The organism is Stenotrophomonas sp. 63632_Sma, assembly GCF_056482875.1.
Map to the genome: position 1 here is coordinate 586,390 of NZ_CM151220.1, position 21,231 is coordinate 607,620.

Annotated in this window: 17 protein-coding genes; 9 read left to right on the forward strand and 8 right to left on the reverse strand. The window is 68.1% G+C overall.

Annotation, left to right across the window (positions count from 1 at the left end):
* Positions 1 to 43: 43 nt before the first annotated feature.
* On the reverse strand, positions 44 to 418 hold the full coding sequence (locus ACZK45_RS02660; RefSeq protein WP_049400296.1) for a DUF4124 domain-containing protein: 375 nt from the start codon (positions 416 to 418) through the stop codon (positions 44 to 46).
* An 80-nt stretch (positions 419 to 498) separates the two neighbouring features.
* On the opposite strand from ACZK45_RS02660, the gene pssA reads away from it, so the two are divergent.
* Genes pssA through rimI form a run of 3 tightly spaced genes read left to right on the forward strand, consistent with a single transcriptional unit; the run spans position 499 to position 2,275 of the window.
* Positions 499 to 1,275 carry a CDP-diacylglycerol--serine O-phosphatidyltransferase gene (gene pssA / locus ACZK45_RS02665; protein WP_019660986.1) on the forward strand — a complete coding sequence of 259 codons (777 nt, stop codon included), beginning with the start codon at positions 499 to 501 and terminating at the stop codon, positions 1,273 to 1,275.
* Positions 1,272 to 1,781, forward strand: a complete 510-nt coding sequence (locus ACZK45_RS02670; protein ID WP_180838736.1) for a hypothetical protein — start codon at positions 1,272 to 1,274, stop codon at positions 1,779 to 1,781. Before pssA ends, ACZK45_RS02670 begins: the two co-directional genes overlap by 4 nt.
* Complete coding sequence (gene rimI / locus ACZK45_RS02675) at positions 1,778 to 2,275, forward strand: ribosomal protein S18-alanine N-acetyltransferase (protein WP_032128003.1); 498 nt, start codon at positions 1,778 to 1,780, stop codon at positions 2,273 to 2,275. The genes ACZK45_RS02670 and rimI overlap by 4 nt, the downstream gene beginning before the upstream one ends.
* 104 nt (positions 2,276 to 2,379) lie before the next feature.
* Here rimI and ACZK45_RS02680 read toward each other — a convergent pair whose 3' ends face one another.
* The 5 genes from ACZK45_RS02680 to ACZK45_RS02700 form a co-directional block, all read right to left on the reverse strand.
* Positions 2,380 to 3,201, reverse strand: coding sequence for an EamA family transporter (locus ACZK45_RS02680; RefSeq protein ID WP_478445864.1), 822 nt, complete (start codon positions 3,199 to 3,201; stop codon positions 2,380 to 2,382).
* 121 nt (positions 3,202 to 3,322) lie between these two features.
* Positions 3,323 to 6,151: a valine--tRNA ligase gene (locus ACZK45_RS02685; RefSeq protein WP_346487081.1), complete on the reverse strand. Its 2,829-nt coding sequence runs from the start codon at positions 6,149 to 6,151 to the stop codon at positions 3,323 to 3,325.
* Between the two features lie 33 nt (positions 6,152 to 6,184).
* A complete protein-coding gene (locus ACZK45_RS02690; protein ID WP_012510005.1) occupies positions 6,185 to 6,376 on the reverse strand; it encodes a YqaE/Pmp3 family membrane protein in 192 nt (63 codons plus the stop codon).
* A 19-nt stretch (positions 6,377 to 6,395) separates the two neighbouring features.
* Positions 6,396 to 6,821, reverse strand: coding sequence for a DNA polymerase III subunit chi (locus ACZK45_RS02695; RefSeq protein WP_032128006.1), 426 nt, complete (start codon positions 6,819 to 6,821; stop codon positions 6,396 to 6,398).
* An 82-nt stretch (positions 6,822 to 6,903) separates the two neighbouring features.
* On the reverse strand, positions 6,904 to 8,382 hold the full coding sequence (locus ACZK45_RS02700; RefSeq protein ID WP_478445419.1) for a leucyl aminopeptidase: 1,479 nt from the start codon (positions 8,380 to 8,382) through the stop codon (positions 6,904 to 6,906).
* A 104-nt stretch (positions 8,383 to 8,486) separates the two neighbouring features.
* Between ACZK45_RS02700 and lptF the strand changes: the two genes are divergently transcribed.
* From lptF to ACZK45_RS02715, 3 genes are read left to right on the forward strand one after another with little or no spacing between them, the layout of a single operon-like run.
* Positions 8,487 to 9,569 (forward strand): LPS export ABC transporter permease LptF, encoded by a 1,083-nt coding sequence (gene lptF / locus ACZK45_RS02705; protein ID WP_032128008.1) that lies wholly within the window; start codon positions 8,487 to 8,489, stop codon positions 9,567 to 9,569.
* Positions 9,566 to 10,672 (forward strand): LPS export ABC transporter permease LptG, encoded by a 1,107-nt coding sequence (gene lptG / locus ACZK45_RS02710; RefSeq protein ID WP_125892552.1) that lies wholly within the window; start codon positions 9,566 to 9,568, stop codon positions 10,670 to 10,672. The genes lptF and lptG overlap by 4 nt, the downstream gene beginning before the upstream one ends.
* 54 nt (positions 10,673 to 10,726) lie before the next feature.
* Positions 10,727 to 11,599: a hypothetical protein gene (locus tag ACZK45_RS02715; protein WP_478445420.1), complete on the forward strand. Its 873-nt coding sequence runs from the start codon at positions 10,727 to 10,729 to the stop codon at positions 11,597 to 11,599.
* A 54-nt stretch (positions 11,600 to 11,653) separates the two neighbouring features.
* On the opposite strand, the gene ACZK45_RS02720 is transcribed toward ACZK45_RS02715, so the two are convergent.
* Positions 11,654 to 12,145 carry an RDD family protein gene (locus ACZK45_RS02720; protein WP_125892556.1) on the reverse strand — a complete coding sequence of 164 codons (492 nt, stop codon included), beginning with the start codon at positions 12,143 to 12,145 and terminating at the stop codon, positions 11,654 to 11,656.
* Positions 12,146 to 12,201: 56 nt separating this feature from the next.
* On the opposite strand from ACZK45_RS02720, the gene xerD reads away from it, so the two are divergent.
* Complete coding sequence (gene xerD / locus ACZK45_RS02725) at positions 12,202 to 13,179, forward strand: site-specific tyrosine recombinase XerD (protein WP_478445421.1); 978 nt, start codon at positions 12,202 to 12,204, stop codon at positions 13,177 to 13,179.
* A gap of 100 nt (positions 13,180 to 13,279) precedes the next feature.
* On the forward strand, positions 13,280 to 14,065 hold the full coding sequence (locus tag ACZK45_RS02730; RefSeq protein WP_049424945.1) for a DsbC family protein: 786 nt from the start codon (positions 13,280 to 13,282) through the stop codon (positions 14,063 to 14,065).
* Between the two features lie 110 nt (positions 14,066 to 14,175).
* On the opposite strand, the gene ACZK45_RS02735 is transcribed toward ACZK45_RS02730, so the two are convergent.
* On the reverse strand, positions 14,176 to 16,275 hold the full coding sequence (locus ACZK45_RS02735) for a glycosyl hydrolase family 18 protein (RefSeq protein ID WP_478445422.1): 2,100 nt from the start codon (positions 16,273 to 16,275) through the stop codon (positions 14,176 to 14,178).
* Positions 16,276 to 17,122: 847 nt separating this feature from the next.
* Here ACZK45_RS02735 and purL point away from each other — a divergent pair.
* Positions 17,123 to 21,007: a phosphoribosylformylglycinamidine synthase gene (gene purL / locus ACZK45_RS02740; protein ID WP_478445423.1), complete on the forward strand. Its 3,885-nt coding sequence runs from the start codon at positions 17,123 to 17,125 to the stop codon at positions 21,005 to 21,007.
* Positions 21,008 to 21,231 lie beyond the last annotated feature (224 nt).

Sequence of the window (21,231 nt, forward strand, 5' to 3'; positions counted from 1 at the left end):
ACCGCCTCTGCGGGTGCAGGGCTGCAAGCCCTGCCGATAACCCTCACTCCGCCGGGCAGTAGGCCTTGATGGCGGCTTCAGCCAATCCCTTCTGCGCGCTGCGCTGCTCCGGAGCCAACGCGGTATCGGCCTTGCCATCACCATCGGTGTCCTGCATTACCTGGCCGCCGCCGTCCAGCAGGGCCAGGTTGGCGCGGGCGGTGCTGCACTGCTCGGGCACCGGCGCGGCCGGGGTCTCGGCGCTGGCCGCCGCCTGGGGACTGCGCGCCTGCGCCCGGGTCTCGAACTTCCTGCCCGCCGGCGGGGTCTCCGAATACTGGGTCACGCCATTGGCGTCCTTCCATTTATAGACCGGGCCGGCCACGGCGTTGGCACTGGCCAACAGCAGCAGGCATCCAAGGCAGGACAGGGCACGCATGGCAAACTCCACGGAATGGGCGTAGAACGCCGATTGCAGCATTGGCGCCGAGCACTGGCAAGTCGATTAAACTGGATTCCATGGACCCGATCACACCGCCGCCGCGTTCGCGCACGATTTACCTGCTGCCCAACCTGTTCACCACCGCCGGCCTGTTTGCTGGCTTCTACGCGATCATCGCCGCGGCCAACGGGGACTTCGTCAACGCCAGCATCGCCGTGTTCGTGGCGGCGGTGATGGATGGCCTGGATGGGCGCGTGGCGCGCCTGACCGGCACCAGCAGCGAATTCGGCGTGCAGTACGACTCGCTGGCCGACCTGGTCAGCTTCGGCATGGCCCCGGCGCTGGTGATGTACCACTGGTCGCTGTCGTGGCTGAAGTTCGACGACCCGCTGCTGGGTCGCGTCGGCTGGGCCGTGGCCTTCCTGTATGCCGCCTGCGCGGCGCTGCGCCTGGCCCGCTTCAATACCCAGGTAGCGGTGGTCGACAAGCGCTGGTTCGTCGGCCTTGCCAGCCCGGCCGCGGCCGGCCTGATGATGTCCTTCGTCTGGGCGTTCGCCGATGGCAACCTGGGCTGGGACGGCAACCAGCTGCGCTACGTGGCGCTGGCGGTGACGATCATCGCGGCGCTGCTGATGGTCAGCCGCATCCGCTTCTGGAGCTTCAAGGGCGGCGGCGCCAAGGGCACCCGCTCCGACCGCGTGCCGTTCCTGGTACTGGCCCTGGTGCCAGTGGCGATCGCCATTGCGGTCATCGATCTGCCGCGCGTGCTGTTCGCGGTGGGCATCCTGTATGCCTTGTCGGGCCCGGTGATGTGGGCCGTGCAGCGCCTGCGCAAGAAGCCCGAGGCCGCGTGAGCGAGGACCTGCCCTTGCTGTGGTCACCGGCCCAGCAGGCCTGGCTGCAGGCCATGGGCTACACCGTCTATCACGACGGCCAGCTGGCCGCCGAGCTGGATGCCGCGCTGCAGCTGAGCGTGGCCGACGCCGAGGCGGCTGCCACACCAGCGGCGGAGCAGGCGCGGGCGTCAACCGCACCCGCGCGCGAACCTCTGGCTGCGGCCGCACCGGTTTCCCGCCAGGAACGCCCGGCGCCAGCGCGCCGCGAGACCCCGGTCAGCGCACCGGACACCGCGCCCGCGGCTGCCCGGCCGCTGCCTGGCGGCAATGCCCGGCAGCCGGTGGTGCGCCTGCCGGATCGCCTGCAGATCGCCTTGCTGCGCGCGTCCGGCTGCAATCCCAATGATCCGGCCACGCAGGCGCTGATGGACAGCTGGCCGCTGGACCAGCTGCGTCAGGACCCGGCCGCCAAGCGCGCGCTGTGGCCGCAGCTGCGCGCCCTGCGCAAGCGGGGTGCGCCATGAGTGCGGTCAGCCAGCCCGGTCCGGTCAGCCTGCGCGCGCTGCGCGAGAGCGACCTCAACGCGGTGATGGCGATTGAAGTACGCGGCTATCCGTTTCCCTGGACCCGCGGCATCTTCGTCGACTGCCTGCGTGCGGGCTATCCGGGCCTGGCCATGGAGCGTGATGGCCAGCTGATCGGCTATGGCGTGCTCAGCATCGCGGCCGACGAGGCCCATGTGCTGAACGTCTGCATCGATCCACTGACGCAGTCGCGTGGGCTCGGACGTCAGTTGCTGCGCGCGCTGGTACAGCTGGCCGGCGACCGCGGGGCGCAGCGTGTGTTCCTGGAAGTGCGTCCGTCCAACACACCCGCGCTGGCCTTGTACCACAGCGAAGGCTTCAACGAGATCGGTCGCCGCCCGCGTTACTACCCGGCCGCACAGGGCCGCGAAGACGCGGTGGTGATGGCGATCGAACTGGTCGACGGCGACCTGCAGGCGATGCCGCCGCTGTAACGGAGCAGGGTTGCCGGCCTGCGGCCGGCACTACCGATGGATCTCCGCTGTCATCGACACATCACCTACCGTGGTAGGTGCCAGCCTTGGTTGGCACGCTTTCCTCACGCCAGCCGCAGTGCCAACACACCCCCGACGATCAACGCCGCCGCCAGCCAGCGCGCGCGCGGAATCCGTTCGCGCAGCAGGAACACCGAGATCAGCAACGCGAACAGGATCGACGATTCGCGCAACGCCGAGACCATCGCCACCGGCGCCTGGGTCATTGCCCACAACGCCATCGCATACGAGGTGGTGGTGCCGACGCCACCGGCCAGCCCCAGCGGCCAGTGCTGTCGCGCATAGTCCAGCACCGCGCCGCGGCGCGTGTACAGCGCCCACAGTGGCAGTGGAATGCCCGACAGCAGGAACAGCCACAACGTATAGCTGAGTGCGCTGCCGGACTGACGCGCGCCCTGCGCATCGACCAGCGTGTAGGTGGCGATCATCGCCGCGGTCAGCAGCGGCAGGCGCAGCTGACCGCCACGCGCCCCCAGCGCCATGCACAGGATGCCGGTGCTGACCAGCACCACGCCCAGCCACGCTGCCGGTGGCAGCTGCTCGCCCAGCAGGGTGCCCGCCAACGCGACCAGGATCGGCGCGCTGCCACGCATCAGCGGGTAGGCCAGGCTCATGTCGACCTGCTGGTAACAACGTGCGACCAGGCCGTAATAGGTCACCTGCAGCAGCACCGACGCGCCCAGCCACGGCCAACTGTGCGCCGCGGGAAATGGCAGGAAGGGCAGGACAGTGGCCGATAGCAGCGCCGCACTCCCGGTGACCAGCACCGTGCCGAGGAACTTGTCTGGTCCGCGCTTGACGATCGCATTCCAGCTGGCATGCAGCGCGGCAGCGGCGAGAACCAGCAGGAAGATGGAAAGCGGCATCCAGCGATGATGCCATGCGCGGGAAATGTAGAGTCGAGCCATGCTCGACTGCTGTCATGAGTCGAGCACGGCTCGACTCTACAAAAGGAAACGCCGGGCAGTACCCGGCGTTTCCCGGCGCTTACAGCTTCGCGCGCTGCTCGCGCAGGCCGGCCAGCTGGGTGTTCCAGTCGACCAGGCGCACGCGTTCCTGCTCGACCACCGCCGGCGGCACCTTGTCGGTGAACTTGGCCAGCTTGGTTTCGCTCTTCTCCTGCTCGCCTTCCACGCGCTTGATCTCCTTGTCCAGGCGCGCGCGCTCGGCATCGAGATCGACCAGGCCTTCCAGCGGCACCAGCAGCTTCAGTTCACCGACGATCGCGGCGGCAGCCGGCGGTGCACTTTCGCCTTCAGCCAGCCACTGGATGCTGTCCAGCTTGAGCAGGAACGACAGCGAGGCGCTGAAACGTTCGATGCGCACGCGGTCCTGCTCCAGACCGGCCTGCAGGCGCAGCGGCACCAGCTTGGACGGCGCGACGTTCAGCTCACTGCGCACGCGGCGCACGGCGCTGATCACGGCCTTCAGCCATTCCACGTCGGCCTCGGCCTGGGCGAAATCGCCTTCGAACTCGGCGGCGGTGGGGTACGGACGCAGCGACAGCGTGGTTTCGGCCAGGCCCAGGCGCGGGGCCAGCTGCTGCCACAGCTGTTCGGTGATGAACGGCGTGAGCGGGTGCAGCAGGCGCAGCAGCGCTTCCAGCACGTACAGCAGAGTGTGGCGGGTGCTTTCGGCGTCGGCGGCATCGGCACCATTCAGTGCCGGCTTGCTCAGCTCCAGGAACCAGTCGCAGAACTCGTTCCAGGCGAACTCGTACAGGCACTGCGCCAGCAGGTCGAAGCGGTAGTTGGCGTAGTGGCCCTGCGCCTCGGTGGACACCGCCGCCAGGCGCGCAAGGATCCAGCGCTCGGCATCGGTGCGCGGCGTCGGCACGCCGGTGAACGTTGCACCCTCGGTGTTCATCAGGGTGAAGCGGCTGGCGTTCCACAGCTTGTTGCAGAAGTTCTTGTAGCCCTCGGCGCGGTTCATGTCGAACTTGATGTCGCGGCCGTGGGTGGCCAGCGCGGCGATGGTGAAGCGCAGCGCATCGGCACCGTGGGCAGCAATGCCGTCCGGGAATTCCTTGCGGGTGGCCTTCTCGATCTTCTCCACCATCTTCGGCTGCATCAGGCCGCCGGTGCGCTTGGCGACCAGATCGTCGATGGTGATGCCGTCGATGATGTCCAGCGGATCGAGCACGTTGCCCTTGCTCTTGGACATCTTCTGGCCCTGGCCGTCGCGGATCAGGCCGGTGAAGTAGACGTCCTTGAACGGGATCTTCCCGACCAGGTTGTCGGTGGCCATGATCATGCGCGCCACCCAGAAGAAGATGATGTCGAAGCCAGTGATCAGCACCGACGACGGCAGGTAGCGGTCGAAGCCGCGCTCGGCCATGGCCTGTTCGTTCGGCCAGCCCAGGGTGGAGAACGGCCACAGCTGCGAGGAGAACCAGGTCTCCAGCACGTCGCTTTCCTGGTTCAGTACCACGTCGCTGCCCAGGTTGTGCTTCGCCCGCACTTCCTCTTCGCTGCGACCGACGTAGCAGCTGCCGGTGGCTTCGTCGAACCACGCCGGAATGCGGTGGCCCCACCACAGCTGGCGGCTGATGCACCAGTCCTGGATGTTGTTCATCCAGTGGCGGTAGGTGTTGATCCAGTTCGGCGGCACGAAGGAAATGCTGCCGTCTTCGACCAGCTCCAGGCCACGCTTGGCCAGGTCGTCCATCTTCACGAACCACTGGTCGGTCAGGTACGGCTCGATCACCTGGCCGGTACGGTCGCCGCGCGGCACCTGCAGCTTGTGCGCCTTGGTCTCGACCAGGATGCCCAGGTCTTCCAGCTCGGCCAGCACGGCCTTGCGCGCGGCGTAGCGGTCCAGACCCTGGAAACGCTCCGGCGCGTTTTCGTTCAGCGCCGCCACCGGGGTGAACAGGTTGATCAGCGGCAGGCTGTGGCGCACGCCCACTTCGTAGTCGTTGAAATCGTGCGCCGGGGTGACCTTGACCACGCCGGTGCCGAAGGCACGGTCCACGTAGTCGTCGGCGATCACCGGGACGCGGCGGCCGGTCAGCGGCAGCACCACGCTCTTGCCGATCAGATGTGCATAGCGCTCGTCTTCCGGGTGCACCATCACCGCGGTATCGCCCAGCAGGGTTTCCGGGCGGGTGGTGGCGACGACCAGGTAGTCGCGGGTTTCGCGCAGGGTTTCCACGCCGTCGGCATCGCGCTCGACGTGTTCGTAGCTCAGGCCCTCATCCAGCGTGTAGGCGATCGACCACAGGAAGCCGTCTTCCTCGGCGCTTTCCACTTCCAGGTCGGAAATGGCGGTCTTCAGCACCGGGTCCCAGTTGACCAGGCGCTGGCCGCGGTAGATCAGGCCCTGCTCGTACCAGCGCACGAAGGCCTCGTTGACCGCCGCCGACGGCTGCGGGTCCATGGTGAAGGTGCTGCGCGACCAGTCGGCGGAGGTGCCGAGGCGGCGCATCTGGCGTTCGATGGTGTCGCCGGACTGCTGCTTCCACTCCCAGACCTTGCCGATGAAGCCTTCGCGGCCCAGCGAATCGCGGGTCTCGCCCTTGCCTTCCAGCGCCAGGTTGCGGCTGACCACCATTTCGGTGGCGATGCCGGCATGATCGGTACCGACCTGCCACAGCGTGTCGTAGCCACGCATGCGGTGGTAGCGCACCAGCGCGTCCATCAGGGTCTGCTGGAAGGCGTGGCCCATGTGCAGGGTGCCGGTCACGTTCGGCGGCGGCAGCAGGATGGTGTACGGCTCGCCCGTGCCGGACGGCTTGAAGTGGCCGGCCTTCTCCCAGGCCTCGTAGAGGTCGGTCTCGAAGGACTTCGGGTCGTAACTGGAGGCGAGTTGGGTCATGCGGGGGAACCGGTAATCAAGGCGGAAGGGAGATCAGCGCGGCCCGAGGGCGCGCCGGATCTTCTGGTCGGTGTGGTACTGGCTGACCGCGTAGGCGGCCCAGATCGCGGCGGGCAGCCAGCCGATCAGGGTGATCTGCAGGATCAGGCAGACAATGCCGGCAAACGGCCGGCCGATGGTGAAGAAGGACAGCCAGGGAAGAATCAGGGCGATCAACAGGCGCATCAAGGGGTCCTCGCTGGACTTACATGTCGTGCTTGTTCAGGTCGTAACCGGCGGTCTTGTACTGGCGCCAGCGTTCGCGCAGCGGTTCGCGCGCTTCCGGGTCGGCCGGAACCACTTCCAGCACGCGCTCGCACTCGCCCAGCCAGGGTTCATCACGCAGGTTGATCACCAGCGGGCGCGCCGGTGCCTCGGTGCCCGGCACGGCGATCAGCACCAGGGCTTCTTCCTCGTCCATGTCCTCGCCGGCGATCTGGTGCGGGATGTAGGCATCGTTGTCGAACGCCCACAGCAGTTCGTCCAGCTCCTCGGCCTGGGCCTGGTCGCGGGCCAGCACCAGGGTGAACAACCCGGCGTCGTTGGCCTTGCGCGCCAGCTCGCAGACCAGGCGCAACGGCTCGGTCAGGAAGCGGGGCTTGGCGATCAGGTAGAAGTCGGCGCGGGGCATGGCAGGGTCCGGGTCAGGCAGGGGCCCGGCAGTGCCGGGCGAGGCCCTGGCCGGCGGAGGCCGGCCAGGGTCGGGTACGGCATCAGGCGCGGGCGGCCTGGTCCAGCAGCCACTGGCTCAGCAGGCCGACCGGGCGGCCGGTGGCCATGCCACGCTTGCCTTCATCGCTGGCCACGCCGGCGATGTCCAGGTGGGCCCAGCGCTGGCCTTCGGCGAAGCGCGACAGGAAACAGCCGGCGGTGATCGCACCGGCCCAGCGGCCGCCGATGTTGTAGACGTCGGCGAAGGTCGAATCCAGCATCGGCTGGTACTCGTCCCACAGCGGCAGGCGCCAGGCGCGGTCGAACACCTGCTCGCCGGCGGCCAGCAGCTCGTTGGCCAGGTCGTCGTGCTTGCTCATCAGGCCGGCGGTCTGGTGGCCGAGGGCGACCATGCAGGCGCCGGTCAGGGTGGCGACGTCGACCAGCGCGGCCGGCTCGAAGCGCTGCGCGTAGGTCAGCGCGTCGCACAGGATCAGGCGGCCTTCGGCGTCGGTGTTGCCCACTTCGATGGTCTTGCCCGACATCGAGGTGATCACGTCGGACGGACGGTAGGCGTTGCCGTCGATGGCGTTTTCCACCGCCGGCACCACCACCACCAGGTTCAGCGGCAGCTTGGCCTTGACCGCAGCGACGAAGGTGCCGATGACGTTGGCGCCACCGCACATGTCGTACTTCATCTCTTCGATGCCGCCCTGGGTCTTCAGGTTGACGCCACCGGTATCGAAGGTGATGCCCTTGCCGACCAGCACGTACGGCTTGGCGTCGCCGCCATTGTTCCACTTCAGCACGACCAGGCGCGGGCGGTTGGCCGAACCACGGGCCACGGCCAGCAGCGAGCCCATGCCCAGCGCTTCCATCTGGGTCTCGTCGAGGATCTCGGCTTCGGCACCATCGTGCTCGCCGGCGAACTTCACGCCGACCTCGGCCAGATGGGCCGGGGTGCAGTAGTTCGGCGGCAGGTTGCCCAGTTCGCGGGCGAACTCGACACCGGCGGCGATGGCCTGGCCCTGGGCCAGGGCCTGCGCGTCGTCACCGGCGATGGCCAGCTGGGCCAGGCCGGCGTCGTCGGCCTTCTTCTTGCCCAGGGTGGCGGTGTAGCGGTACGCGGCATGATCGGCGGCGATCACCGCCTGGCGGATCGCCCAGGCCGCGTCGCGGTCCTTCACCGCCACTTCGGACAGGATGAACAGTGCGCTGCGGGCAGCACCGGCCTTCAGCGCGCGCACGGCGTCGCCGACGGCCTTCAGGTACTGCGGCACGCCGAAGCGGGCGGCTTCGCCCAGGCCGACCACCAGCACGCGCGGGGCGGTCACGCCCGGCAGGTCATGCAGCAGGGTGGTGGCGCCGGTCTTGCCGGACAGGTCGCCGCGCTGGGCCAGGGCGGCCAGGCGGCCACCGCTGGCGGCGTCCAGGGCCTGTGCGGCCGGGGTCAGGGTATGGTCGGCATACGCGCCAACCACCAGGCAATCGACGGTGGCGGCGGCCGGAGCAACGTGGTTCAGGGTGAATTCGAGGGCCATTGAGCAGATTCCATTGGCGAGTCCGTACAATCGCAGGCCGTTTACGCCCAGACAGTAGACTGGGCGGCACCGCGAACGAACCCCAGAGTTTAAACCACCGCCCCATGCTGAAGCTCGACCGATACCTGCTGGGCGATTTCGTCCAGAGTTTCCTGGCTACCCTGATCGTCCTGCTGGTGGTCAGCGTGGGCGGCGTGCTGGTGGACATCCTCGGCAACATCGCCGACGGGCGCCTGCCGGCCAAGCTGCTGTTCTCGCAGCTGGGCCTGCAGTTCATCGCCTACCTGCCGCTGATCCTGCCGCTGGCGCTGATGCTGGGCCTGCTGCTGGCGATCGCGCGCCTGTACCGCGACTCGGAAATGGCAGTGATCACCGCCATTGGTGTCGGCCCCAAGCGACTGCTGCGGCCACTGCTGATGCTGGTGGTGCCGGTGGTGGCACTGGTGGGCGCCTGCTCGCTGTGGCTGGGCCCGTGGGCCGGCCGGGTGGCCGAGCAGATGATCATCGAGGCCAACCGCAGCGTGCTGATGGCCGGTCTGGAGCCGGGCCGCTTCACCCCGCTGCCCAATGGCGGCGTGGTCTACCTGTCCTCGATCTCGCCCGATGGCACCCAGCTGGGCAAGGTGTTCCTGCAGCGCCAGAAGGATGACCGCCTGGAGGTGGTGTCGGCCAATGGCGGCCGCATGTTCTTCGAGGGCACCCGTCAGCGCTTCCTGGAGCTGGATGATGGGCACCAGGTGGAAGGGCCGGTGGCTGGTGGCCTGGACTACCGCCTGGCGACCTTTGCCCGCAATGACGTGGCCCTGCCCGATGGCGCGCAGACCCGCACCGAGGATGACCCGGAACTGATGCCGACCCTGCAGCTGATCGGCGATGAGCGTCCGCAGGCGCAGGCGCAGCTGCACCGCCGCCTGGCGCCGCCGCTGATCGCGCTGGCGTTCGCCCTGCTGACCGTGCCGCTGGGCCGCAGCTCGCCGCGCCAGCAGCGCTACGGCCGCATGATGCTGGCGCTGATGGCCTACATGGTCGGCACCAATCTGATGTTCATCGGCAGCGGCTGGATCGCCAACGGCAAGATCCCCCCTGCGCTTGGCCTGTGGTGGTTGACCCTGCCGTTGCTGGCGCTGGCAATCTGGATGTACGCACGTGATGGCCGCCTGGGCCGCCCGAAGGGAGCCCGCGCATGAGGCTGCGCCCGATGCGTTTCGACCTGTACCTGGGCCGGTCGGTGTTCACCACGGTGCTGCTGACCTGGGCCGTGCTGGTTGGCCTGGACGTGGTGATGGCGTTCTCCGGCGAGTTCAAGGACATCGGCAAGAACGGCTACACGCTGGGCCATGCCGCCGCCTGGGTGCTGTACACGGTGCCACGCCGCGCCTACACCATGTTCCCCACCGCCGCGGTGATCGGTGCACTGATGGGCCTGGGCCAGCTGGCGGCGACCTCGGAGCTGACCGCGCTGCGTGCGCTGGGCCTGTCGCGCAAGCGCCTGAGCGTTTCGGTGGCGATCGCGCTGTCGCTGCTGACCGCGGTGATGGTGTTCAGCGCCGAGACCCTGGGCCCCTGGGGCCAGGACCGCGCCGATGCGTTGAAGTCCAGCGCCAAGTGGGGGCGGGATATCGCCACCAGCCGCTACTCGGGCCTGTGGGCACGCGAGGGCGATACCTTCCTCAACGCGCAGAGCGGCGAGGAGCAGCTGGTCGGCGACAAGGGCACGCGCCTGATCCTGCGCGACGTGCGCCTGTACCGCATCGCCGAGAATGGGGGCATCGCCTCATTGACCCATGCCGACACCGCCGAGCATGACAGGGATGGCTGGGTGCTGACCGGGGTACGTCGCGATACCTTCGGCGAGCGCTCGGCGACCCGCCAGGAAGTCGCGCGCGAACCGTGGAATTCGAAGCTGGATGCGGCCGCATTGGCCACCGGCATCGCCAAGCCGCGCAACCTCAGCCTGGCCGAACTGAGCACCAGCATCACCTACCGGCAGCGCAACGGGCTGGACGCGCGTGACTTCGAGGACGTGTACTGGAGCCGCTGGTTCTACCCGTTGAACGTGCTGGCGCTGTGCCTGGCGGCGGTGCCGTTCGCGTTCGGCTCGCTGCGCAGCGGCGGCATGGGCAAGCGCCTGTTCCTGGGCATCCTGTTCGCGCTGGGCTTCTGGCTGCTGCAGCTGTTCTTCGGGCGCATGGCCGGCGCGCTGAAGTTCGATTACCGAATTGCCTATGCGCTGCCACCGATCGTGATGCTGGCGGTGTCTGGATTGCTGTTCCGGCGCAAATCGGGTTGATTCCCAGGGAGCCGGGCAAGGCCCTGCTGTTTCCGTTTCACTTCAAGGACGAACATGAGCTTCCAACGCTTTCTGCCGTACATCGCGGCCGTGCTGCTTTCTGCCGGCTGCAGCCGGTCCACCGTCGACTTCGAGATCGACAACCCGACGGATGCACCGCTGACCTTGTCGGTCGACCAGCAGGTGCATACCCTGCCGCCGCACACCTCCATGCCCCTGGTCCTGGAGCCGGGCCAGTACCGGCTGCAGAGCGAGAAGATCGGCAGCGTACGCATGGTTGTCTACGCCGACGGGATCGGCGGGCTGATCAACCCGGCCATGGCCGAGTACGTGATCGTCACCGAGCAGTACGTCACCAGCAAAACCAATACCGGCAACCTGGCATCGAAGATCGAACTGAACGATGTGGAGATCGAGGGTCCCTACGTGAAGGCGACCGGCTTCTTCATTCCGCGCCGTTGGGACGCAGGACTGAAGGGCGAGCTGCCTGAAACGTTGGTCTCCAGCAGCCCGGATACCTCGTCCGACTACCGGACCAAGCTCTACAATGTGCCTGGCTTCTTCGAATACCTGGATGCCGGGGACGAGCTGAAGGAGGCTTTCGGGCCGGATGGCTACCGGCCGCCGGCAGCATCGGTGGCTTTCACTGCCGCCCAGCTGCCGCCGCTTCCGGCGGCCTATGAGGCCCAGGGCAAACCGATGCGCGAGCTGTACGCGCAGTACCTTGCCGCAACCGATGCAGGCGAGCAGAAGCGCCTGAAGAAGACCAGCCTGAAACTGTGGCAGGAGTTCGTGAAGACCCGTGCGCAGTTGAGCGGACAGTCGCCGGTGGCTGACGATGTGCAGGCCAATGCGTTTGCGTCCGCCTTCTTCGACCTCTGGACGCAGCCGGCGGTGATCCTGCCGGACCCGGCAGCTGCTGGCTGATCGCTGCGTTGATCGTGTAGAGCCGAGCCCATGCTCGGCTCTACACGTGGTGCATCACTGCTTCGGCATGCGCATCAGGCGGGTGCCGCTGGCGCGGTCGTGCCAGGTCAGGCGGTCGCGGTCGACCCATGCCCACCAGAACCCCAGTCCACCCAGCAGCAGCGACAGTGAGCCCACCGCGAAGCGCAGCCACAGTTGGCCGCGCCGAAGCGGCGTGCCATCGCTCGATAGCAGTTTCAGCCGCCACGGTCGCATGCCCAGCGTCTGTCCGCCACGGCGCCAGCTGGCCGTGGCGTACCACCCCGTGATTCCCCAGCACACCGCCCACAGCAGCCACTGCCAGGCACTGAACGGTGCGATGTTCTCGCGCTGCGCGTGGCCGCTGAAGGTGTAGGCGAGGGTGAACAGCGTGCCGGCCAGCATCCACAGCGCCAGCACCGGCAGTGCGTCGTAGACCATCGCCAGCACGCGCCAGGCCAACAAGGCACGTGGGCGGGGCATTTCGGTAGCGGCCGCAGGGGCCGTGTCGGTGGCGGGGCGGGACATGCGCCGAGCATACGCAAAGCTGGCCGTGCCCGCAGTGGCCCTCGTATCCTGCACCCATGGCCCTTGTTTCCACCCCCGCCGAACGCCGCCAGCTGGTCCAGCAACTGCCCGAGCTGCGCGCCGACGACAGCGCGCGCATCCAGCGCTTCCTCGATGCGATCTGGGCCGAGAACGGCCTGGCCCGCGCCACCCTCGACAGCTACCGGCGCGACCTGGAAGGGCTGGCGCGCTGGATGGATGGACGCGACGGTGGCCTGGCCGGTATCGAACGTCCCGGGCTGTTCGACTATCTGGCCTGGCGCACCCGGCATGGCTGGTCGCCGCGCAGCAATGCGCGCCTGCTGTCGGCGCTGCGGGCGTTCTTCGCCGATGGCGTGCGCCGTGGCGAACGCAGCGAAGACCCCAGTGCGCTGCTCGACCCGCCGAAGCTGCCGCGGCTGTTGCCGAAGGCGCTGGCCGAAAGCCAGATCGACGCGCTGCTGGCGGCGCCGGACATCGACAGTCCGCTGGGCCTGCGCGACCGTGCCATGCTGGAGCTGATGTATGCGGCCGGCCTGCGCGTGAGCGAGCTGGTGCTGCTACCGGCCACGGCAGTCAACCTGCGCCAGGGCGTGCTGAGGGTCACGGGCAAGGGCAGCAAGGAGCGGCTGGTGCCGCTGGGCGAGGAATCGCAGCACTGGCTGGAGCGCTATCTGCAGGCGTCGCGCCCGCAGCTGGTCGGCAAGGGCAAAGTGCATGCCCTGGCGGATGGGCAGACCCCGTTGTTCATCGAGCCGACGTTGCATGCACTGACCCGGCAGGCGTTCTGGCACCTGGTCAAGCGCCACGCGCAGGTGGCCGGCATCGACCCGGCGCGGATCAGCCCGCATGGCCTGCGCCACAGTTTCGCCACCCATCTGCTCAACCGCGGTGCCGACCTGCGCGCGCTGCAGATGCTGCTCGGCCACAGTTCCTTGTCGACCACCCAGATCTACACCCTGGTGGCGCGCGAGCATCTGCAGAAGCTGCACGCCCGCCACCATCCGCGCGGCTGAGCGCCGGGCTGAATCGCTGCCCGGGGCCGTGCCGGGCGTCGCGGCCCGGTTCTGGTGGCTGTGTCAGAATCCGGGATCTTCTTCTGTTGCGGATCGCTCCATGCTCCGATTTGCCATCGCCGCCGTGTTCGGTGCGCTCAGCCTGACCGCCTGCGCCCAGCCGGCTCCGCCGGCCGCCAAGGCACCCGCCGCGGCTGCGGCCAAGGCCGCCCCGGCCGCCAACGCTTCGGCCGACCAGGCCGTACGCGCCGCGCTGACCGCCCTGAATCCCGGCTTCCAGGTGGACTACATCGGTGCTGCGCCGTTCCCCGGCTTCCGCGAGGTCGTGGTCTCCGGCCAGTTGCTGTACGTGTCCGACGATGGCCGCTACCTGTTCCAGTCGCAGCCCTACGACACGCGTGCCAAGGGCCCGGCCAACAGCGAAGGCCTGCTTGGCTACCGCCGCGATCTGCTGGCCAAGGCCAACCACGGCGACCGCATCGTATTCGCTGCGCCCAATGCCAAGTACACCATCAGCGTGTTCACCGACATCGAGTGCGGCTACTGCCGCAAGCTGCATCAGGACATCGCAGAGCTCAACCGCAACGGCATCTCGGTCGAGTACCTGGCATTCCCGCGCATGGGCCTGGGCAGCAAGGACTACACCGACATGATTTCGGTCTGGTGTGCAGCGGATCGCCGCCAGGCCCTGACCAACGCCAAGCGCGGTGGCAGTGTGCCGGCCAAGAACTGCACCAACCCGGTGGCGATGCAGTACGCGCTGGGCCAGCAGTTGGGCGTGAACGGCACGCCGGCGATCTTCGCGCCGGATGGCACCCAGCTGGGCGGCTACCTGCCGCCGGCGCAGCTGCGTGCGGCGCTGGACAAGCTGTCCGAGAAGCGCTGACGCGGAATCGTAGCGTCGAGGCATGCTCGACTGCGGGACCATCAGCCGAGCATGGGCTCGGCGCTACAGATCAGAGGCCGGGGGCGCACAATGCGCCCCCGGCTTTTTGCTTATTTCAGGCCATCACTGACCGCCTTGGTCAGCGTGCCCTGCGCATCGTCACCGCTGAACTCCCAGACGAACGCGCCGCCCAGGCCCTGGGTCTTCACGTAGCCCATCTTGCGGGTGATGTTGGCCGGGGTATCGAAGCTCCACAGCGTGCTGCCGTTGTAGATCCAGGTGGCACCGGCCGTGTTGTCGGTGTAGCCCGGCCACGCCAGGTTCTTCAGCACCTTCCAGTCTTCGATGCCGGCTTCATACGTGCCCGGGGCGGCGCCGGTCGCGGTCTGGTACAGGCCGTTGTTGGCGTTGGTCACACCGGTCCAGCCACGCCCGTAGTAGCCGATGCCCAGGTTGAGCTTGGCGGCGGGCACGCCACGGCTGATGAAGGCCTCGATGGCGTCGTTGCTGTTGTAGAGCTTCTGGTCGCCGGTGGACGGATCATTCGGCGAATCGAACAGCGCCGACTGGTGATTGGTCTTCGCATCCCACGCGCCGTGGAAGTCGTAGGTCATCACGTTGATGTAGTCCAGGTACGGGTGGTACGCGGCCGGATCAGTGACGCGGATCTTGTCGATGCCGGCACCCACCGCCACCGTCAGCAACAGGCCCGGACGCACCGCATCGAGCTGGCGGCGGAACTCGGCCATCAGCGCGGTGAAGTTGGCGTTGTCCTCCGGCTTGCCGCATTCGATGCCACAGGCCACCGGGTACTCCCAGTCGATGTCGATGCCGTCGAATACGCCCAGTGCGGCACCGGCGCCACCGGCACCGTCGGTCACCGGCAGGTTGCCCTTGATGTAGGCGTCGATGCACGAGGCGACGAAGGCCTGGCGGTTTTCCGGACGCGCCGCGCTGGAGAAACCACGCGACCAGGTCCAGCCACCCAGCGAGATCAGCACCTTCATGCCCGGGTACTTGGCCTTGAGCTGCTTGAGCTGGTTCCAGTTGCCGCGCAGCGGCTGGTCCCAGGTATCGGCGCTGCCGCTGACGCTCTCGGCGGCACTGAAGGCCTTGGTGTAGTCGGCGAAGGCATCGCCACCGGCACCGCTGTTCGGATCCGACGGCTGGGTGATGCCCACTTCGCAACGGTTGTTGCGCACGTTGCCGAACGCGTAGTTGATGTGGGTCAGGCGTGCGGCCGAGCCACTGCTGTCGATGTTCTTGACCCGGTAGTTGCGGCCGTAGATGCCCCACTGGGTGAAGTAACCGATCACCCGCTTGCCGGTGGTGCCGCCGTCGCCGGCCAGCGTAGTGGCGCTGATCTCGGTGCCCTGGGCCGAGGCGTTGCCGGCGTTGTCGCGGGCACGAACCCGGTAGCGGTAGGTGGTGGAGGCAGTCAGCCCGCCATCGATGTAGCTGGCGCTGGACGGTGAACCGACCAGGCTGCCGTTGCGGTACACGTCGTAGCCGGCCACGCCGCTGCCACCGGTGTTGTCGGTGGACGGGCTCCAGCTGAGCGCGATGCTGTTGGCGGTGCGGGTGCCGACCGCCAGCCCGCCCGGCACACTCGGTGCGGTGGTATCGCCACCGGCGGCATTGACGGTGATGGTGATGGTCGAGGTGCTGGTGGTGGCGTTGTTGTTGTCGGTCGCGACTGCACGCAGGGTGTGGCTGCCGGCGCTGGCATTGGCCCAGCTGGCCGCGTACGGCGCACTGGTGGCCACGCCCAGCGTGCTGCCATCGCGGAAGAACTCGACCTTGGCGACGCTGCCGTCCGCATCGCTGGCGTTGGCGGTCACGTTGACCGTGCTGCCGGCGCTGAAGGTGGCGCCGTTGGCCGGCGAGGTCAGGCTGACCACCGGCGGCTGGTTGCTGCCGCTGCCATCGCAGGCACCGAGGTTGGTGTAGTAGGGCGCACCGGCCGGATGGTCCGGCGGCGCGTTCCAGATGTCCTGGTTCGCCCGATAGAGGACGCCTCCTTTCTGCAGGGTATCGCCGGCCCGGTAGATCTTGGCCTGGTCCCACTGGGCCACGCCGGCACAGCTGGCGGCTTGCGCCAGGCCGGGCAGGGCGGCGGTACCGGCGGCCAGGGCAAGCAGCCAGGCCAGGCGGCGGGGACGACAGCTTCGGGTCGAACGTTCGGCACTGCGCACAATCGGGTCGTACATGGGTAAGTCTCCGATCAAAGGGCGCGCGGGCCCCGATGGCGCCGCGCGTGACGCAGGTCCGGGCGTCGCCCGGGAAGGCGACGGAGGGGGCGGACGGAGGTACCTGGGAGGCCGGGGAGAGAGTCCGGCGCCAGGTGGGGACAACGTTGTCATCAATCGCGTGGTCAATCCGTGAGCGAGTGCATGGTTCGGGGATTTGGCGGAGAGCGGCGCTGGCGCGCGGTCGGCGGCCATCGGCGGAGCCCCCTCGTGGCTGGGGTGGGTCGCGTACAGCGGATTTCTGGGGTTTGGCCGGGCGGGTGGGCTGCGCAGGGGACGCCGTGAATCCATCCCTGGAGGCTCGGGCGCGCCATCCATGGCGCTTACGCCCCTGCGCAGCCCACCCGCCCGGCCCCTGACAGGTTCCTGCGCGGCCAGCCACGAAACACAGAACAGAAAATCAAAGGCAGAAGCCGGTCGCTTCGCTCTTCTTCGCTCTTCAATGCCTGATTTCCGATGTTCCCCTGGTTGCCGGCCAGCGGGTGGCGCCGTACGGGGAGCATCCACGCATGGCGTGGATCTACCGCAGATCGCGGAAATCTGTCGAAGGCGGGGTGGTGGGGGCCAGCAGGACCGTTGGCGCCATGGATGGCGCCATCGAGCCCCCATGGACGGGTTTACGGCGTGTCCTGCTGGCCCCCACCACCCCGCCAGCCCACGGAATGCCTGCTGTTGCCTTGGCCGTTGCTGTTGCTGTTGCTGTTGCCGTTGCCTTGGCTTCGGCGGGTGCCGGGCGCCGCCCGGCCAAAGCCCTTCCCCCGCTTCCGGTACAATGTCGGGCCCGTTTCCCAACTACGGTTCCCCGGACATGATGGTCCTCGAGGGCGCGCCCGCCCTGTCGCCGTTCCGCCGCGAACGTCTTGAATCCCGCCTGCAGTCCATCGCTCCCTCCCTGCGCATCAGCGGTGCCTGGCACGTCTACTTCGTGCAGCCCGAAGGCAGCGCCGCCCCCGACCTGACCACCCTGTGCCGCATCCTCGAAGCCGCGCCGCAGGCCGAGGCCGTGGCCGACGGCGCGGTCAGCCGCATCGTGGTGCCGCGCCTGGGCACGCTGTCGCCGTGGTCGAGCAAGGCCACCGAACTAGTCCGTGGTGCCGGGCAGCCGGTCAGCCGGGTCGAGCGTGGCCTGCGCATAGACGTGCAGGGCTGGCCGGCCGATGCCGCCGCCCAGCAGGCGCTGGTCAAGGCGCTGCACGACCCGATGACGCAGTCGGTGCTGGAGACCGTGGAACAGGGCCAGGCGCTGTTCTCGGCGCCGGCCCGCGGTGAACTGGAACGCGTGCCGGTGGACCAGCTGGAGGCTGCCAACCAGCGCCTCGGCCTGGCCATGGCCCAGGACGAGATCGACTACCTGCGCGAACGCTTCACCGCGCTCGGCCGCGCGCCGTCCGACGTCGAGCTGATGATGTTCGCGCAGGCCAACTCCGAGCACTGCCGGCACAAGATCTTCAACGCCAGCTGGACCATCGACGGCCAGGAGCAGGACCGCTCGCTGTTCCGGATGATCAAGAACACCCACCAGCAGACCCCGCAGCACACGCTCAGCGCGTACAGCGACAACGCCGCGGTGATCGAAGGCCATCCGGCGTCGCGTTACCGCCCGGATCCGGCCAGCGGCGAATACCGCCGCGAGCCGCAGGTGCCCAGCGCGTTCCAGATCAAGGTGGAAACGCATAACCATCCGACCGCGATCGCGCCGTTCCCGGGTGCCTCGACCGGCAACGGTGGCGAGATCCGCGACGAAGGCGCGACCGGCCGCGGCGGCAAGCCGAAGGCGGGCCTGTCCGGGTTCTCGGTCTCGCACCTTCGCATTCCCGAGCTGCCGCAGCCGTGGGAAGCGCCGCGCGCGCTGAACCCGCGCATGGCACCGGCGCTGGAAATCATGACCGACGGCCCGCTTGGCGGCGCTGCGTTCAACAACGAGTTCGGCCGCCCGAACCTGCTCGGCTACTTCCGCAGCTTCGAGCTGCCGGAAGGCGCCGATCTGGTGCGTGCCTACGACAAGCCGATCATGCTGGCCGGTGGCCTCGGCGCGATCGACCGCGTGCAGGTCGACAAGATCCAGCTGCAGGCCGGTGATGCGGTCATTGTGCTCGGCGGTCCGGCGATGCTGATCGGCCTGGGCGGCGGTGCCGCCAGTTCGGTGGCCTCCGGCGAGAGCGCCGAGGACCTGGACTTCGCCAGCGTGCAGCGCGACAACCCGGAAATGGAACGCCGCTGCCAGGAGGTCATCGACCGCTGCGTGGCGATGGGCGCCAACAACCCGATCAAGTTCTTCCACGACGTCGGTGCCGGTGGCCTGTCCAATGCCATCCCGGAACTGCTGCACGACTCCAAGGTCGGCGGTGTCATCGACCTGGGCAAGGTGCCCACCGACGATCCGTCGCTGTCGCCGATGCAGCTGTGGTGCAACGAGTCGCAGGAACGCTACGTGCTGGGCGTGGCCCAGGAGCGCCTGGCCGAGTTCGCCGCACTGTGCGCCCGCGAGCGCTGCCCGTTCGCCGCGGTTGGCGTGGCGACTGCCGAGGAGCACCTGGTGGTGGCCTACGGTGCCGTGCCGGGCCACACCCCGGCCGATCCGCCGATTGATCTGCCGATGGACGTGCTGTTCGGCAAGCCGCCGAAGATGCACCGCGACACCGCGCACCCGCCGGCCCCGCGCTGGCCGGCGCTGAAGACCGGTGGCCTGGACCTGCAGGAAGCGGGCCTGCGCGTGCTCGCGCACCCGACGGTGGCGTCAAAGAACTTCCTGGTCACCATCGGTGACCGCAGCGTCGGTGGCCTGACCGCACGCGAACAGATGGTCGGCCCGTGGCAGCTGCCGGTGGCCGACGTGGCGATCACCCTGGCCGACTTCGACGGCGTGTCCGGTGAAGCGATGTCGATCGGCGAGCGCACCCCGCTGGCCCTGCTCGACGCCGCTGCTTCGGCACGCATGGCGGTGGGCGAAGCGTTGACCAACCTGTGCGCGGCCCCGGTCGATGCGCTGGATGAGATCAAGCTGTCGGCGAACTGGATGGCCGCAGCCGGCCACCCGGGTGAAGACGCGCTGCTGTACGACGCGGTGAAGGCGGTGGGCATGGAACTGTGCCCGCAGCTGGACATCAGCATCCCGGTGGGCAAGGACTCGCTGTCGATGCAGGCGCAGTGGCACGACCAGGGCGAAGCACACAAGAGCGTGTCGCCGGTGTCACTGGTGATCTCGGCGTTCGCGCCGGTGGCCGACGTGCGCCAGCAGCTGACGCCGCTGCTCGACCGCGACGTGGAAAGCGAGCTGTGGCTGATCGGCCTGGGTGCCGGCAAGCAGCGCCTGGGCGGTTCGATCCTGGCCCAGGTGCATGCCGACCACGGCGATCTGCCGGCGTTCGCCGGCGCTGCCCCGGATCTGGACGACCCGCAGCGCCTGCGTGGCTTCTTCGAGCTGATCCGCGATGCGCGCCAGTCCGGCCTGCTGCTGGCCTATCACGACCGCAGCGACGGCGGCGCCTTCGCTGCGCTGTGCGAGATGGCCTTCACCTCGCGCCTGGGCCTGGATATCACCCTCGATGCCTGGGGCGATGATCCGTTCCGCAGCCTGTTCAACGAAGAACTGGGCGCGGTGGTGCAGATCGCACGCGAAGACCGTGCGGCCTTCGCCGACCTGGTCGAGCGCCATGCACTGACCGAATGCGCGCAGCGCATCGCCAAGCCGACCACTGCACCGGTGGTGCGCGTGTCGCTGGGTGGCGAGAACCTGGCCGAGTGGCGCTGGGACGCGCTGTTCGACGCCTGGTGGTCGGTCACCCACGCGATGCAGAAGCGCCGCGACAACCCGGCCAACGCGGATGCCGAGCGCGAGGTCGCCCGTGCCTTCAATGCGCCGGGCCTGAAGCCGAAGCTCAGCTTCGACCTCAACGAAGACGTGGCGGCGCCGTTCATCAGCACCGGTGCGCGCCCGCGCGTGGCCGTGCTGCGCGAGCAGGGCGTGAACGGCCAGATTGAAATGGCCAACGCCTTCGAACGTGCCGGCTTCCGCGCGTTCGACGTGCACATGAGCGACCTGATCGAAGGCCGCGTGGCCCTGCAGGACTTCACCGGCCTGGTCGCCTGCGGCGGCTTCAGCTACGGCGACGTGCTCGGTGCCGGCCGTGGCTGGGCCACCTCGATCCTGGAGCGCAGCGCACTGCGTGATGCCTTCGCCGCGTTCTTCGCGCGCGAAGACAGCTTTGCGCTGGGCGTGTGCAACGGCTGCCAGATGATGAGCCAGCTGAAAAACATCATCCCGGGTGCCGAGCACTGGCCGCAGTTCCGTCGCAACGCCAGCGAGCAGTTCGAAGCCCGCACCGCGCTGCTGGAAGTGGTGGAATCGCCGTCGATCCTGCTGCGTGGCATGGCCGGCTCGCGCCTGCAGGTAGCGGTGGCGCACGGCGAAGGCCAGGCCGTGTTCGACAACGCCGTCGACCAGGCCGCCGCACGCGTCTCGCTGCGCTACATCGACGGCAATGGCAACGTCGCCAGCCAGTACCCGCTGAACCCGAACGGTTCGCCGGACGGCATCACCGGCCTGACCAGCAGCGACGGCCGCGTCACCATCATGATGCCGCACCCGGAGCGCACCCCGCGCGCGCTCAACCTGAGCTGGGCTCCGGCCGAGTGGCAGGGTGACTCGCCGTGGATGCGCATGTTCCGCAACGCGCGGGTGTGGTGCGGCTGATCGCACTGCATCGCGCAGGCCTCAATGCCATCGCGTATGGAAAAACCCGCCGTTGATCGGCGGGTTTTTCTTTGCGCGCTTGAAACTCCAGTCGCGACCGCTAGTTACATGCATTTTCATGCGTCGAGGAATCGTCACGCATGCATAACAAAATCCTTTCATAAACACGTGAAATAGTGATGTGCTTCACGGCAATAGGATTTGCTGTGTCAAAGTCTTGACGA

Coding starts and splice junctions, on each gene's coding strand:
- ACZK45_RS02735 (WP_478445422.1), bottom strand. CDS start 16,275: ATGTACGACCCGATTGTGCGCAGTGCCGAACGTTCGACCCGAAGCTGT.
- ACZK45_RS02720 (WP_125892556.1), bottom strand. CDS start 12,145: ATGTCCCGCCCCGCCACCGACACGGCCCCTGCGGCCGCTACCGAAATG.
- ACZK45_RS02690 (WP_012510005.1), bottom strand. CDS start 6,376: ATGCGCCTGTTGATCGCCCTGATTCTTCCCTGGCTGTCCTTCTTCACC.
- ACZK45_RS02730 (WP_049424945.1), top strand. CDS start 13,280: ATGCTCCGATTTGCCATCGCCGCCGTGTTCGGTGCGCTCAGCCTGACC.
- ACZK45_RS02685 (WP_346487081.1), bottom strand. CDS start 6,151: ATGACCCAACTCGCCTCCAGTTACGACCCGAAGTCCTTCGAGACCGAC.
- ACZK45_RS02715 (WP_478445420.1), top strand. CDS start 10,727: ATGAGCTTCCAACGCTTTCTGCCGTACATCGCGGCCGTGCTGCTTTCT.
- lptG (WP_125892552.1), top strand. CDS start 9,566: ATGAGGCTGCGCCCGATGCGTTTCGACCTGTACCTGGGCCGGTCGGTG.
- pssA (WP_019660986.1), top strand. CDS start 499: ATGGACCCGATCACACCGCCGCCGCGTTCGCGCACGATTTACCTGCTG.
- xerD (WP_478445421.1), top strand. CDS start 12,202: ATGGCCCTTGTTTCCACCCCCGCCGAACGCCGCCAGCTGGTCCAGCAA.
- ACZK45_RS02695 (WP_032128006.1), bottom strand. CDS start 6,821: ATGCCCCGCGCCGACTTCTACCTGATCGCCAAGCCCCGCTTCCTGACC.
- ACZK45_RS02660 (WP_049400296.1), bottom strand. CDS start 418: ATGCGTGCCCTGTCCTGCCTTGGATGCCTGCTGCTGTTGGCCAGTGCC.
- ACZK45_RS02680 (WP_478445864.1), bottom strand. CDS start 3,201: ATGCCGCTTTCCATCTTCCTGCTGGTTCTCGCCGCTGCCGCGCTGCAT.
- purL (WP_478445423.1), top strand. CDS start 17,123: ATGATGGTCCTCGAGGGCGCGCCCGCCCTGTCGCCGTTCCGCCGCGAA.
- ACZK45_RS02700 (WP_478445419.1), bottom strand. CDS start 8,382: ATGGCCCTCGAATTCACCCTGAACCACGTTGCTCCGGCCGCCGCCACC.
- rimI (WP_032128003.1), top strand. CDS start 1,778: ATGAGTGCGGTCAGCCAGCCCGGTCCGGTCAGCCTGCGCGCGCTGCGC.
- lptF (WP_032128008.1), top strand. CDS start 8,487: ATGCTGAAGCTCGACCGATACCTGCTGGGCGATTTCGTCCAGAGTTTC.